This is a genomic window from Zhihengliuella sp. (assembly GCF_031178195.1).
Classification (GTDB): domain Bacteria; phylum Actinomycetota; class Actinomycetes; order Actinomycetales; family Micrococcaceae; genus Zhihengliuella.
This window is the reverse complement of record NZ_JAPSJL010000007.1, coordinates 102,434-115,943: the sequence shown is the minus strand read 5'-3', so window position 1 is coordinate 115,943 and position 13,510 is coordinate 102,434. Positions and strand designations below refer to the sequence as shown.

Below are 13,510 nucleotides of genomic sequence, written 5' to 3'. Positions count from 1 at the left end.
GAACCGCGTGCGGCGCGGGCGCCCCTCGGCAGCGCCTCGTCTACGGGCCGTAGAAGTGTGCGGGTGCACTGAACGCGTTAGTCTAAGCGAGGCGCTGAGCGCCGTGGGAGCGCAGTCTCCCACAGGAGTCCGTCGGTCAGACGCGTCCGGCGGTTCCGCATAGACACGACTTCGACGTAGAAGGACACAGCCCCGTGGACCTGTATGAGTACCAGGCGCGCGATTTGTTCGAGAAGTACGGCGTTCCCGTGCTCGCCGGCATCGTTGCGTACACCCCAGAAGAAGCCAAGGCCGCTGCCGAGAAGATCGGCGGCGTGGTCGTGGTCAAGGCTCAGGTAAAGGTCGGAGGCCGCGGCAAGGCCGGCGGCGTGAAGGTCGCCAAGACCGCCGACGAGGCCTTCGAGCACGCCTCGAACATCCTCGGCATGGACATCAAGGGCCACACGGTCAACAAGGTCATGATCGCGCAGGGCGCCGACATCGCGGAGGAGTTCTACTTCTCGGTGCTGCTGGACCGCGCCAACCGCAACTACCTCGCCATGTGCTCCGTCGAGGGCGGCATGGAGATCGAGCAGCTCGCCGTCGAGCGCCCCGAGGCGCTCGCCAAGGTCGCCGTCGACCCGCTGGTGGGCATCGACCAGGCCAAGGCCGACGAGATCGTCGCGGAGGCGAACTTCCCGGAGGAGCTGCGCGGCAAGGTCGCGGACGCTCTGGTCAAGCTGTGGTCCGTCTTCAAGGAGGAGGACGCCACCCTCGTCGAGGTCAACCCGCTGGTCCGCACCGGCGCCGGCGAGATCATCGCCCTCGACGGCAAGGTCTCCCTGGACGAGAACGCCTCCGAGGTCCGCCACCCCGGGCACGAGGAGCTCGAGGACAAGGGTGCCGCCGACCCGCTCGAGGCCAAGGCCAAGGCCGCCGGCTTGAACTACGTCAAGCTCGACGGCGAGGTCGGCATCATCGGCAACGGCGCCGGACTGGTCATGTCGACCCTCGACGTCGTCGCCTACGCCGGCGAGGCCCACGGCGACGTGAAGCCCGCCAACTTCCTCGACATCGGAGGCGGCGCCTCCGCCGAGATCATGGCGTCCGGCCTGGACGTCATCCTCAACGACGAGCAGGTGAAGTCCGTGTTCGTCAACGTCTTCGGCGGCATCACCGCCTGCGACGCCGTCGCCGACGGCATCGTCAAGGCCCTCGAGATCCTGGGCGACAAGGCCACCAAGCCGCTCGTCGTCCGTCTCGACGGCAACAACGTGGAGGAGGGCCGCGCCATCCTGGCCGAGGCCAACCACCCGCTGGTCACCCTGGCCACCACCATGGACGAGGGGGCCGACAAGGCCGCCGAGCTGGCGAACGCCTAAGGATCGAGGAACTCACATGGCTATCTTCATCAACAAGGACTCCAAGGTCATCGTCCAGGGCATCACCGGCGCGGAGGGCACCAAGCACACCGCCCGCATGCTGGCCGCCGGCACCAACATCGTCGGCGGCGTGAACGCCCGCAAGGCCGGCACCACCGTCTCGCACACCGCCCAGGACGGCTCCTCGGTCGAGCTGCCCGTGTTCGGCACCGTCGCCGAGGCCATGCAGGAGACCGGCGCCGACGTGTCGATCGTCTTCGTCCCGCCGAAGTTCACCAAGGACGCCGTCGTCGAGGCCATCGAGGCCGCGATCGGGCTCGTCGTGGTCATCACCGAGGGCGTGCCGGTGCAGGACTCGGCCGAGTTCTGGGCCCTGGCCCAGTCCAAGGTCGACGCCGACGGCAACCAGGTCACCCGCATCATCGGCCCGAACTGCCCGGGCATCATCACGCCGGAGGAGTCGCTGGTGGGCATCACCCCCGCGAACATCACCGGCAAGGGCGGCGTCGGCCTGGTCTCCAAGTCCGGCACGCTGACCTACCAGATGATGTACGAGCTGCGCGATCTGGGCTTCTCCACCGCCATCGGCATCGGCGGCGACCCGGTCATCGGCACCACGCACATCGACGCGCTGGCCGCCTTCGAGGCCGACCCGGAGACCAAGGCGATCGTCATGATCGGCGAGATCGGCGGCGACGCCGAGGAGCGCGCAGCCGACTTCATCAAGGCCAATGTCACCAAGCCGGTCGTCGGCTACGTCGCCGGCTTCACCGCGCCCGAGGGCAAGACCATGGGCCACGCCGGCGCCATTGTCTCCGGTTCCTCCGGCACGGCCCAGGCCAAGAAGGAGGCCCTCGAGGCCGCGGGCGTCAAGGTCGGCAAGACCCCGTCGGAGACGGCGCGCCTGCTCCGCGAGATCTACCCCGCCTGATCCGGTCCCGGCCTGCGGGCCGCCCCGGCACGGACACGCGAGAGCCGCCCGCCCCAGCAGACCTCTGCTGGGGCGGGCGGCTCTCGCGTGTCCGGAGGTCGGAGGGGCTCAGCGCTGCTCGGACGCGCCGTCCGTCGGCGGGGCCGGGCGGGTCCCGGCTGCCTCGGACGTCGCTTCGGCGGGCTCCCACTCGGTCGCCCCGCGGCCGGCCAGCCGGGTGTCCCACGCCGCCATGATGGACGGATCGGTCGGCTTGGTCAGCAGGCTCGCCACGAGGTAGACGACGGCCGAGGCGAGGAGTCCGTAGTAGATCGGTTCGTTGGCGTAGACTCCCCCGAACTTCTCCTCCGCCTGGATCTCCAGCACGATGATCGTGCCGAGGGTCACGACCGTGCCGGCCGCCATGGAGGCGGCCGCGCCGATGCCGTTGCCGCGGCGGAGCACGAGCCCGCCGATGATGGCGACCAGGAGTCCGCCGACGAGGATGTCGTAGGCGATGGTCAGCGCGGCGACGACGTCGTCGACCAGGATGGCCAGGACGATGGTCACGATGCCGAGGCCGAGCACCCACCACCGGTTGCCGGAGATGTCGTGCTCGTCCACGTCGACGTCGTCCGCCCGGCGGCGGCCGAACCAGCCCGCCACCATGGGCGTCACGTCGTTGCGCGCCACGGTCGCGGCGGCGATCAGGGCGCCGGACGCCGTCGACATCATCGCGGCCACTGCGGCGGCCAGGACGATGCCGCCGACGACGATCGGCAGGACCTCGGCGGCCACCGACGCGTAGACGACGTCGTTGCCGGCCGAGGTGTCCAGGTTCGGCAGGGCAGCCCGGGCCGTGAGGCCGATGATCGCGCCGGCGATGCCGTACAGGATGCAGTAGACGCCGGCGGAGGCGCCGCCCCAGCGCGCCACCGCGGGGGTGCGGGCGGTGAAGACGCGCTGCCAGATGTCCTGCCCGATCAGCAGGCCGAGCGTGTAGACGACGAAGTACGTGATGATCGTCTGCGTGCCGATGCCGTCCCACTGGAAGAACTCGGCGCCCAGGCGCTCGCGCACCCCGTCGACGCCGCCCGCCGCGTTCAGCGTGAACGGCAGCATCAGGGCGAACACGCCGATGGTCTTGATGACGAACTGCACCTGGTCGGCGAGGGTGATCGACCACATGCCGCCGACGGTCGAGTACACCAGGACGACGCCGCCGCCGACGACGATGGCCAGCCACTCCTCCCAGCCGAAGAGGACCACGAAGACCGTGGCGTAGGCGCTGGTGGAGGTCGCGCAGAGCATGAGCGTGTAGGCCAGCATGACCACGGAGGAGGCCTGGGTGGCACGCCGCGAGCCGTAGCGCAGCGAGAGCATCTGCGAGACGGTGTAGATCTTCAGCCGCTGCAGGCGCGGCGCGAAGAAGAGGCTCAGGATGAGCACGCCGGAGCCGATGGCGATCACGAGCCACGCGCCGGAGATGCCGTACTGATAGCCCAGGCCGACGCCGCCGACGGTCGAGGCGCCGCCCAGCACGAGCGCGGCCATCGTCCCGGTGTAGACGAACGGTCCGAGGCGGCGACCGGCGACGAGGTAGTCGCTCGTGTTCTTGGTGCGGGACTTGCCCCACCAGCCGAAGAGGAGCATGGCGGCGAGGTACACCGCGACGATGCTCGAGTTGATGATGTCCATTGGAAGTTCCCTGACGGTAAACGAATGTTGACACAAGGGTAAGGTGACGGGGTACACAGCACAATCCCCGTTACTGTTGTTGCGACGGGGCGCCGACCGCGGTGACCGCCGCCCGCCACGGATGTAGGAGCGTGTGAGATGAAGGCGTTGGCTGTCGAGCCGACCAGTGCGCCGATCGCGATCGGGAGCCGGCTGCGGTCCGCCCGCCGGGGGCGGCACATGACCATCGAGCAGCTGGCCGCGGCCACCGGACTGACGCGGGGCTTCCTCTCCCGCGTCGAGCGGGACCTCACCTCGCCCTCGGTCGCCTCGCTCGTGACGATCTGCGAGGCGCTCTCGCTCTCCGTCGGCGAGCTCTTCGAACGCCCCGAGACCCACCTGGTGCGCGCCGGCGAGGGTCTCGCCGTCTCGCTCGGCGGCAGCGGCATCCAGGAGCAGCTGCTCACGGCGCGCTCCGAACGCCGCATCCAGGTCATCCGCGCCGACATCGAGCCGCACGGCGCCGGCGAGGAGGAGCTCTACTCGGTCGACTGCGAGGTGGAGGTGCTCCATGTCGAGTCCGGCCGGCTCGTGCTCCGGCTGCCCGGAGGCGACGTCGAGCTCTCCGCTGGCGACACGGTCACCTTCCCGGGGCGGGAGCCGCACAGCTGGATCAACCCCGACGACGCCCCCGCCGTTGTCTTCTGGACGCTCGTTCTCTCTGGGCGGGGCTGATCCCGCCGTCGATGGACGCGGCGGTCGGGGCCGCATTGACGCCGGGGCGTGACGGGCCTAACCTCGATGAGGAATCAACTGTTGTCTGCTGTGCAACTTCCCGGGGTCGACGACGACGTCGCCCCCGGGCCCTGCCGGACGGACGCCCACCGAGGAGCAACCATGGAAGAGATCCGCGTCGAGGCCAACGGCAACATCGGCCCCATCGATTCGTCCCAGATCCCGCGCTACGCCGGCGCCGCGACCTACGCGCGGCTGCCGCGCCTGGACCAGGTCGAGTCCGCCGACATCAAGATCGTCGGCGTCCCCTTCGACACCGGCGTGTCCTACCGGCCCGGTGCGCGCTTCGGCGCCACCCACGTCCGCGAGGCCTCCCGCCTGCTGCGCCCCTACAACCCGGCGCTGGACGTCAGCCCGTTCGAGAACGTCCAGGTGGCCGACGCGGGAGACATGGCCGTGAACCCGTTCAACATCGACGAGGCCATCGCCACCATCCAGCGCAACGCCCTCGAGCTCACCGCCGACGGGGCCTCCCTGATGACGATCGGCGGCGACCACACGATCGCCCTGCCGCTGCTCCGCGCCGCCGCCGAGCGGGCCGGCCAGCCGGTGGCCCTCCTGCACTTCGACGCCCACCTGGACACCTGGGACACCTACTTCGGCGCCGACTACACCCACGGCACGCCGTTCCGCCGCGCGGTGGAGGAGGGCATCGTCGACACCGGCGCCATCAGCCACGTGGGCACGCGCGGCCCGCTCTACGGCAAGAAGGACCTCGACGACGACGAGCGGATGGGCTTCGGCATCATCACCAGCGCCGACATCTTCCGCCGCGGCGTGGACGAGGTCGTCGCGACCCTCCGCCAGCGCGTCGGCGAGCGTCCCCTCTACATCTCCGTGGACATCGACGTCCTGGACCCGGCGCACGCGCCCGGCACCGGGACCCCGGAGGCCGGCGGCATGACCAGCCGCGAGCTGCTGGAGATCATCCGCGGCCTGCGCGGCCTGAACCTCGTCGGCGCCGACGTCGTCGAGGTCGCCCCGGCCTACGACCACGCGGAGCTGACCGGCGTCGCGGCCTCGCACGTCTGCTACGACCTCATCACGCTGATGTCCGACCTGCGGGCCTCCAGGGCATGAGCCGGCGCAACGGCGGCGACCTGGTCGTCGAGACCCTCGCAGCGCTCGGGGCGCGCACCGTGTTCGGGATCCCCGGTCAGCACGCGCTGGGGCTCTTCGACGCGCTGGGCCGCTCGCCGTTGCGCTTCGTCTCCTCCCGGGTCGAGAACAACGCGGCCTTCGCCGCGGACGGATTCAGCCGCGCCACGGGCGAGGTCGGGGTGCTCTTCGTGTCCACCGGGCCCGGGGCGCTCACCGCGCTCGCCGGCCTGCAGGAGGCCTACGCGACGGCGGTCCCGATCGTCGTCGTGAGCAGCCAGGTCCCGGCCGCCGGCCTCGGCGGCACCCGCAAGGGCATGCTGCACCAGCTCGACGAGCAGACGGCCGCGGCCGCCCAGGTCACCAAGTCCCAGCGCACGGTGCGCACCGCGGCCTCGATCGCCCCGGCCCTCCGGGCCGCCTGGGCGGAGGCGACGGCGTCCCCGCAGGGGCCGGTCTGGGTCGAGGTGCCGCAGGACCTCCTGCTCGCACCGACCGACCTGCCGGCGCCGGGCCCGCACCCGGCACCCGCTCCGGCGGCGACGCAGGCCGCACCCGAGCTCGTGGCCGAGGCCGTCCGTCTCCTCGCCGGGGCCGAGCGGCCCGCGATCGTCGCCGGCGGGGGCGTCCGCCGCGCCGGTGCCGAAGCCGCGCTGCTGCGGCTGGCAGAGCTGGTCGACGCCCCGGTGATCTGCACGCCCGGCGGCCACGGCGCGTTCCCGTGGGAGCACCCGCTCTCGCTGCAGTCGTGGATCGAGGACCGCCACACCACCGACGTGCTGGAGGAGGCCGACGTCCTGCTCGCCGTGGGCACCTCCCTCGGCGAGGTCTCCTCGAACTACTTCACCCTCCACCCGCGCGGCCGGCTCGTCCAGGTCGACGCCGAGGCCCGCGTGCTCGGATCCAACCTGCCGGGGCTGGGCCTCCACGCCGACGCGCGCCTGGCCCTGGAGGCCATCGCGGCCGGGATCCAGGCCCTCCCGGAGCCGCCCGCGGCCTCGCGCTGGTCCGGCCGCAGCGCCGCCGAGCAGACCGCCACTGCCCTGCAGGCGGTCCGCGACCGGCTCGACGCCCAGGACCTCGGGCACGAGCGGACGTTCATGCAGGCAGTGCGGGACGCTGTGCCGTCCGGGGCGCAGACCTTCTGGGACATGACGATCGCCGCCTACTGGGGCTGGTCCTGCTGGGACGCCCGGACCGGCGCGTTCCACTCCGCCCAGGGTGCCGGCGGCCTCGGCTACGGCTTCCCCGGGGCGCTCGGCGGCGCCGTCGGACTCGCGGCGGCAGCGGACGCAGCGTCCGAGGGGACCGCGTCCGAGGGGGCCGTGTCCGAGGGGCCGGGGGTCAACCGTCGGCCGGAGCGCGTGCTCGCCGTCTCGGGCGACGGATCGGCCATGTACTCGATCGCCGAGCTGGCCACCGCCCGCCAGCACGGGGCTGCCGTGACCTGGCTGATCGTGGACGACGGCGGCTACGGCATCCTGCGGGAGTACATGACCGACGCCTTCGGCCAGGCGACCGCGACCGAGCTGGTCCGCCCGGACTTCGCGGCCCTCGCCGAGTCCTTCGGCGTACCCGCCCGCACCGTCGACGCCTCCGACGTCGGCTCCGCCCTCGCGTGGGCCTGGGGCCAGGACGGGCCGAACGTCGTCGTCGTCCGGACGCTCCTGCGGATGTTCGCCCCCACCCATCTGGAGGAGGCACGGCCGGAGGAGCCCGCGGGCCCGTAGGCGGCCCGTCGGTGGACGCCCCCAGCGGGGCCGCCGCGAGCGGCGGCGGCGTCGTAGGCTGGGTGGTGGACCACCGCCACCGCCCAGACAGGAGCATCATGCGCGCCGCCATCATCCACGCCCCCGGAGACATCCGCGTGGAGGACCGCCCGGAACCGCAGCCGATCCACCCCACCGACGCCGTCGTCCGCGTCAGCGCGTCCTGCGTCTGCGGCTCGGATCTCTGGCCCTACCGCGGCGTCCGCCCCGTGGACGAGCCGCGCCCGATCGGCCACGAGTTCGTCGGCCGCGTCACGGCCGTCGGCGACGACGTGCGCGAGGTCGCGGTCGGGGATTTCGTGATCGCGCCGTGGAAGAACAGCTGCGGGGCGTGCACCAACTGCCGCAACGGCGTGCTCGTCGCGTGCGAGCACGCCGCCGGCTGGGGCTGGAGCGACGAGCACGGCCACCCGGTCGACGGCGGCCAGGGCGAGGCCGTGCGCGTCCCCAACGCCGACGGCACCCTGGTCTCCGTCCCGCGGTTCAGCGGGGAGGGCGGGGAATCCGGCGTGCGGGAGCCCGACGAGGCGACCCTGAAGTCGCTGCTCGCGCTCTCGGACGTGATGGGCACCGGTCACCATGCCGCGGTCTGCGCCGGCGTCGGGCCCGGGAAGAGCGTCGTCGTCGTGGGCGACGGCGCCGTCGGACTCAGCGCCGTGCTCGCCGCGAAGCGGCTGGGCGCCGAGCGGATCGTCGCGATGTCCCGGCACGAGGACCGCGCCGCGCTGGCCCGTGAGTTCGGGGCCACCGACGTGGTCCCGGAGCGCGGCGCGGACGGCGCCGCGCGCGTCCGCGAGCTCCTGGACGGCCGGCTCGCCGACTGCGTCCTGGAGTGCGTGGGCACCAAGGAGTCCATGGAGCAGGCGCTGCGCTCCACCCGGCCCGGCGGGGCCCTCGGGTTCGTGGGCGTGCCGGCCGGCGGGGCCGAGATCCCCGCGGGCGTGCTCTTCGCCAAGAACATCACGGTCTCCGGCGGGGCCGCGTCCACGCGCCTCTACATCCCGGAGCTGCTCGAGGACGTGCTCGCCGGGACGATCGACCCCGGCCGGGTCTTCGACACGGTCCTGCCGCTCGAGGAGACCGCCGAGGCCTACCGGGCCATGGACGAGCGCCGCTCCATCAAGGTGATGCTCCTGCCGTAGCGCGGCGGCCTAGTCGTTCAGGAGGTCGCGGATGTCGTCGGCGGAGAGCACCGAGCCGAAGCCGTCGCCCTCGTCCATGACCGAGGAGATCAGCCGCCGCTTGGCATCCTGCAGGGCCACGACCTTGTCCTCGATGGTGTCCTTGGCGACCATGCGGTAGACCATGACGCTGCGGGTCTGTCCGATGCGGTGCGCGCGGTCCACCGCCTGGGACTCGGCGGCCGGGTTCCACCAGGGATCCAGCAGGAAGCAGTAGTCCGCCTCCGTGAGGTTCAGGCCGAAGCCGCCGGCCTTCAGCGAGATGAGGAAGACGGGCGCCTGCCCCTCCTTGAACCGGTTGATGACCTCGGGCCGGTTGCGCGTGGACCCGTCGAGGTAGACGTACGGGACCTCCTCGGCCTCGAGCCGGTCCGCGGCCTTCTTCAGGAAGGACGTGAACTGGCTGAACACCAGCGCGCGGTGTCCCTCCGCGAAGACGTCCTCCAGCTGCTCGAAGAGCATGTCGAGCTTGGAGCTTGCGACGCCGTCGTACTCCGGGTCCACCAGGGACGCGTCCAGCGCCAGCATCCGCAGCAGCGTGAGGGACTGGAAGATCGTGAACCGGTTCTTGTCCATGTCGTCCACGAGGCGCAGGATCTTCTGCCGCTCCCGCTGCAGGTGGGTGTCGTAGACCTTCCGGTGCTTCGGCGCGAGCTCCACATGGAGGACCTGCTCCTGCTTCGGCGGCAGGTCCGTGACCACGGCGTCCTTGGTGCGCCGGAGCATGAACGGCCGGACGCGGCGGCGCAGCCGTTCGCGGGGCTCGTCCAGGCCCTGCCGCTCGATCGGCCGCTGGTAGTGCTCGGCGAAGCGCAGCGCCGACGGGAAGAGCCCCGGGGAGACGATCGCGAAGATCGACCACAGCTCCATCAGGTTGTTCTCCATCGGCGTGCCCGTGATCGCGAGCTTGAAGCGGGCGTTGAGGTCCCGGGCGGCGTGGTGCGCCTTGGTCGCCTTGTTCTTCACGAACTGGGCCTCGTCCAGGATCAGGCCGGCCCAGGTCTGCTCCTGGTAGGCGGCGTCGTCGAGCCGGAAGAGCGTGTAGGAGGTGATGACGACGTCGTTCTCCGCGGCGAGCTGCCGCAGCTTCACGCGGGCGCGGGGCTGGGTGTCCGTGACGGTGGCGACCCGGAGGTCGGGCGCGAACCTGCGGGCCTCGTCGGCCCAGTTGCCGACCACCGAGGTGGGTGCCACGACGAGGAAGGCGCCCGGGAGGTTCGCGTCCGCGGCCGTCGTGGTGGCGGCGACGTCCGTACGGGGGCCGCGTCCCTCGGCCTCGGCCGCCGCCCACGTTTGCTTCGCGTGGAGCATCAGCGCGAGGGTCTGCAGCGTCTTGCCCAGGCCCATGTCGTCGGCGAGGACGCCGCCGAGCCCGTTCTGCCAGAGGGTGCCCAGCCAGCGGAAGCCGTCCACCTGGTAGGGGCGCAGCGAGGCGTCGAGGCCGGCGGGCAGGTCCAGGGGCCCGGACTCGGAGAAGTCCAGGAGCGAGCCGACGCCGGCGTACCAGGAGTCCGGGCCCTCGGTGTTGGCCGCGAGGGCGTCGAGCTCCTCCCAGAGGGACGCCTGGTAACGGGTGATCCGCAGTTCGTCCGACTTCCGGTCGGCCAGCTGGGCCGCCTCGGCGACGAGTGCGCGGAGCTTGTCGAACAGCGGGTGCTCGAGCGAGAAGTACGTCCGGTCCGGCATGAGCATCCGGGCCTGGCCCCGCGAGAGCGCGCGCAGCACGTCCGCGAAGGGCATGCTCAGCTCGCCGATCCGGATCATCAGCCCGAGGTCGAACCAGTCCCGCTTGTCCGATTCGACGGCGGTCACCGTCAGCTCCGGCGACTCGGTCAGCTCCCGGAACTCGGGTGCCTCGCCGTGGGTGCGGACCTCCGTGTCCTCGAGCGCCTCCAGGGCGGGCAGGGCCCGGCGCATGAAGTCGACGGTCTCGAGCCCCTTGAGCGTGCGGGGGACCAGGACATTCCCGGCCAGCGGCGTGTCGGCCAGGGCCGCGAGCGCGGCGTCCTCCAGGCGCTGCTCGGCCTCGGCGTCGCGGGTCTCCGCGTCGACCGGCGTGCCGGCGTAGTCGAAGGACCAGTCCAGGGCGGCCCGGTCCTCGCCGGTGTAGTCGACGTCGAGGATCAGCCGGGGCGGCTCGATCCGGGGCAGCCGGACCTCGGGGTCGGCGCTGGAGACCGCGACGCGGCGGCCCAGGCGGGGGTAGACGCGCCTCATGAACTCGTCGACGTCAGCGGCGGGGATGTCGATCCGCTCGGGGGAGCGGAGCATCTCCTGCTCGGCCGGATTGAGCCGGTGGTCGGTGGGCGCGAGGCTCAGGGAGGACCCGCGCAGCGCGTAGACGCCGTGGTCGCCGATGGCGCCCATCGGCCGGTTGGCCGCGACGGCGAGCGACTCGCCGTCGAGCTCCAGATGCGGGGAGAGCCCCAGCCCGCCGTCGTCCGCGCCGCCGGAGCCGTCCGCCCCGGCGCCCACGCGTTCGACGGCGAGGGAGACGCTGGCCGGCGCGTCGATCCGGACCGATTCGACGGGGGAGAGACCGAGGAAGTTGATCCCCAGCCGCCGCGCCTCGTCGAGGAGGGTCCAGAGCAGCGGGGAGGAGAAGTCGTCCAGATAGATCCAGTCGTTGTCCTCGCCGAAGTACAGCTGCCCGTTGGCGCGGTAGAGGGGGACGAACTGGCAGAACCAGCGGTGCTGCTCCTCGTCGAGGTTCAGGCCGTAGGTCTTGAAGCTGATGGTGTTCCAGCGCAGGTTGCCGCGGACCCAGCGGCCGTTGCCGGAGCGGACCATGGGGCGCACGCCGAGCCGGAAGCGGCGGGTGGGTCGCTGCCGTCCGGCGCTGGAGCCCGGCGCCCAGCCGCGGTGGGCGGAGAGCTGGCTGTCCTGCACGTCGAACTGCAGCGCCAGCGGCTGGATCGGGTCCGGCGTCTCGTCGCCGCCGCGCGGACGGGCCGAGGCCTTGGACCGGGCGGGCTTCGCCGTCGTGCCCGCGCCGAGCAGGGAGTTCAGGCTCTGGTGCCAGCCCGGAGCCGGCTCCGGCTCGCGGTAGACCACGTCCTTGGCCTGCAGGTGCAGTGTGTTGGAGAGGATCATCAGAGCGGCCGTGTGCTTGCACGCCGTGCCGACGGGGCAGGTGCACCACGGGTCCGCGATGGTCCAGGCGCCCTTCTTGTCGGCGAGGCGCACACGGGTCTGGTAGGGCTGCCGTTCCGAGCCCTGGACGCGGCCGGAGAGCTCCGAGGACTCGGCGTCCCAGGCCAGCCCGGAGATGTGCTCGGAGGACGCGTAGCCCTTCCCGCGCGTGAAGGCGGCACCTCCGACGACGCGGAGGATCTCGCGGGCATCGATCAGCGGGAACTGCGGGCCGGTCATCCGCATATAGTTTCACGACTCCGCGGCAGGCGGCTAATCGACGAGTGCCCCGCGGGGCGGTGCGGTCGGCGCCGACGAGGCCCGACGGCGCCGACCCGATCGGGCCGCGGTGGCCGCGGTCCTGGACGGCGGGCCGGCCTAGACGACCGTGGTGCCGAAGAGCAGGCCGAGCACATAGGTCACGGCCGCCGCGCCCCACCCGATGGCCAGCTGGCGCAGGGCCCGCCGCAGGGGCGGGGCACCGGAGAGGAGGCCGACGACGGCGCCCGTGCACAGCAGCGCGATGCCCACGAGCACCACGGCGACGACCAGCGCCGGGACCCCGGTCATGCCGAACAGGTACGGCAGGATCGGCACGAGCGCGCCGGAGGCGAAGAAGCAGAAGCTCGAGGCGGACGCGCCGAGCGCGGAGCCCATCGTGTCGTCGTCGTCCTCGGCGGGGCGCTCGGCCTCGGGCCTGAAGGAGCGGGACGGGTCGCAGTCGCAGGCGAAGTACCCCATGCGCTCGGCCGCGCGGTGCTCGGCGGCCTCCTGCGTCATGCCGCGGGCCTTGTAGACCAGGACCAGCTCGTTGTGGTCCAGGTCCAGGTGCGGCGCGGCGGAGAGCGTCACCTGGGTGGGCTGCGAGGCCGTCACCAGCTCGCGCTGGGAACGGACGGAGACGTACTCGCCGGCCGCCATCGAGAGCGCGCCCGCGAGCAGCCCCGCGATCCCGGAGACCAGGACGAGCCCGCTGCCCACGCCGGTCGCCCCGATGCCCATGACCAGGGCCAGGTTGGAGACCAGGCCGTCGTTCGCGCCGAAGACCGCCGCCCGGAAATTGCCGGAGAGGCGGCGCCGGCCGGCGGTCGCGAGTGCGCGGACCACCTCCTCGTGCACCATCTCGTCGGCCGCCATCTGCCGCGAGGCGTCCGTGTCGGCGGTGTAGGGGGAGCTGCCCTCGGCGCGCTGGGCCAGCGCGAGCACGAAGACCGACCCGAAGTGCTGGGCGAAGAAGCGCAGCAGCGCCCGGCGCGGCGACGGCGGCGTGTTCCGGGCGGCCTCCTCGCCGAGGAGCTCGATCCAGTGCTGCTCGTGCCGCTGCTCGGCCTCGGCCAGCCCCAGCAGGATCATCCGCTCCTCGCCGGTGCGCTTCTGGGCGAGGGTCTCGTAGACGGCCCGCTCGGCCCGCTCGTCGGCCAGATAGCGCCGCCAGCGGCGCAGCTGTGCGGGCGTGGGGGACGCGTCGGCGTCGGGGTGCGGAGTCATCACCGGACAGTATAGAGCGGGCCGCCCGGGCGGTTCCTCCCGGCGGCGGCACGCCCGCCGATATCGTCCACAGGGACGACGGCGCACGCCGTGGTGCCC

The 13,510-nt window shown here is 72.2% G+C and carries 9 protein-coding genes; 6 read left to right on the top strand and 3 right to left on the bottom strand.

Going from position 1 to position 13,510, the window contains the following annotated elements; genetic code table 11:
- Positions 1–194: 194 nt before the first annotated feature.
- Together sucC and sucD are read left to right on the top strand one after the other, a co-directional pair.
- Positions 195–1,361: an ADP-forming succinate--CoA ligase subunit beta gene (gene sucC / locus RIN46_RS11035; protein ID WP_309081219.1), complete on the top strand. Its 1,167-nt coding sequence runs from the start codon at positions 195–197 to the stop codon at positions 1,359–1,361.
- Between the two features lie 16 nt (positions 1,362–1,377).
- The gene (sucD, locus tag RIN46_RS11030) at positions 1,378–2,292 is read left to right on the top strand and encodes a succinate--CoA ligase subunit alpha (RefSeq protein WP_309081218.1); all 915 of its coding nucleotides are present in this window, start codon (positions 1,378–1,380) and stop codon (positions 2,290–2,292) included.
- A gap of 108 nt (positions 2,293–2,400) precedes the next feature.
- Here sucD and RIN46_RS11025 read toward each other — a convergent pair whose 3' ends face one another.
- On the bottom strand, positions 2,401–3,969 hold the full coding sequence (locus tag RIN46_RS11025) for a sodium:solute symporter (protein ID WP_309081217.1): 1,569 nt from the start codon (positions 3,967–3,969) through the stop codon (positions 2,401–2,403).
- A 138-nt stretch (positions 3,970–4,107) separates the two neighbouring features.
- Between RIN46_RS11025 and RIN46_RS11020 the strand changes: the two genes are divergently transcribed.
- The 4 genes from RIN46_RS11020 to RIN46_RS11005 all read left to right on the top strand — a co-directional run bounded on the left by RIN46_RS11020 (position 4,108) and on the right by RIN46_RS11005 (position 8,752).
- Positions 4,108–4,683 (top strand): cupin domain-containing protein, encoded by a 576-nt coding sequence (locus RIN46_RS11020; RefSeq protein WP_309081216.1) that lies wholly within the window; start codon positions 4,108–4,110, stop codon positions 4,681–4,683.
- A gap of 162 nt (positions 4,684–4,845) precedes the next feature.
- Entirely contained in the window at positions 4,846–5,823 is a 978-nt protein-coding gene (gene speB, locus RIN46_RS11015) for an agmatinase (protein ID WP_309081215.1), read from the top strand.
- Positions 5,820–7,571 (top strand): thiamine pyrophosphate-binding protein, encoded by a 1,752-nt coding sequence (locus RIN46_RS11010; RefSeq protein ID WP_309081214.1) that lies wholly within the window; start codon positions 5,820–5,822, stop codon positions 7,569–7,571. The genes speB and RIN46_RS11010 overlap by 4 nt, the downstream gene beginning before the upstream one ends.
- 98 nt (positions 7,572–7,669) lie before the next feature.
- The gene (locus tag RIN46_RS11005; protein ID WP_309081270.1) at positions 7,670–8,752 is read left to right on the top strand and encodes a zinc-dependent alcohol dehydrogenase family protein; all 1,083 of its coding nucleotides are present in this window, start codon (positions 7,670–7,672) and stop codon (positions 8,750–8,752) included.
- Positions 8,753–8,761: 9 nt separating this feature from the next.
- Here the strand turns inward: RIN46_RS11005 and RIN46_RS11000 are convergent, their stop codons facing one another.
- Both RIN46_RS11000 and RIN46_RS10995 read right to left on the bottom strand, forming a co-directional pair.
- Complete coding sequence (locus tag RIN46_RS11000) at positions 8,762–12,163, bottom strand: DEAD/DEAH box helicase (RefSeq protein WP_309081213.1); 3,402 nt, start codon at positions 12,161–12,163, stop codon at positions 8,762–8,764.
- Positions 12,164–12,301: 138 nt separating this feature from the next.
- Entirely contained in the window at positions 12,302–13,411 is a 1,110-nt protein-coding gene (locus tag RIN46_RS10995; protein WP_309081212.1) for a VIT1/CCC1 transporter family protein, read from the bottom strand.
- Positions 13,412–13,510 lie beyond the last annotated feature (99 nt).

Coding starts and splice junctions, on each gene's coding strand:
- sucD (WP_309081218.1), top strand. CDS start 1,378: ATGGCTATCTTCATCAACAAGGACTCCAAGGTCATCGTCCAGGGCATC.
- RIN46_RS11000 (WP_309081213.1), bottom strand. CDS start 12,163: ATGACCGGCCCGCAGTTCCCGCTGATCGATGCCCGCGAGATCCTCCGC.
- RIN46_RS11020 (WP_309081216.1), top strand. CDS start 4,108: ATGAAGGCGTTGGCTGTCGAGCCGACCAGTGCGCCGATCGCGATCGGG.
- RIN46_RS11025 (WP_309081217.1), bottom strand. CDS start 3,969: ATGGACATCATCAACTCGAGCATCGTCGCGGTGTACCTCGCCGCCATG.
- RIN46_RS10995 (WP_309081212.1), bottom strand. CDS start 13,411: ATGACTCCGCACCCCGACGCCGACGCGTCCCCCACGCCCGCACAGCTG.
- speB (WP_309081215.1), top strand. CDS start 4,846: ATGGAAGAGATCCGCGTCGAGGCCAACGGCAACATCGGCCCCATCGAT.
- RIN46_RS11010 (WP_309081214.1), top strand. CDS start 5,820: ATGAGCCGGCGCAACGGCGGCGACCTGGTCGTCGAGACCCTCGCAGCG.
- RIN46_RS11005 (WP_309081270.1), top strand. CDS start 7,670: ATGCGCGCCGCCATCATCCACGCCCCCGGAGACATCCGCGTGGAGGAC.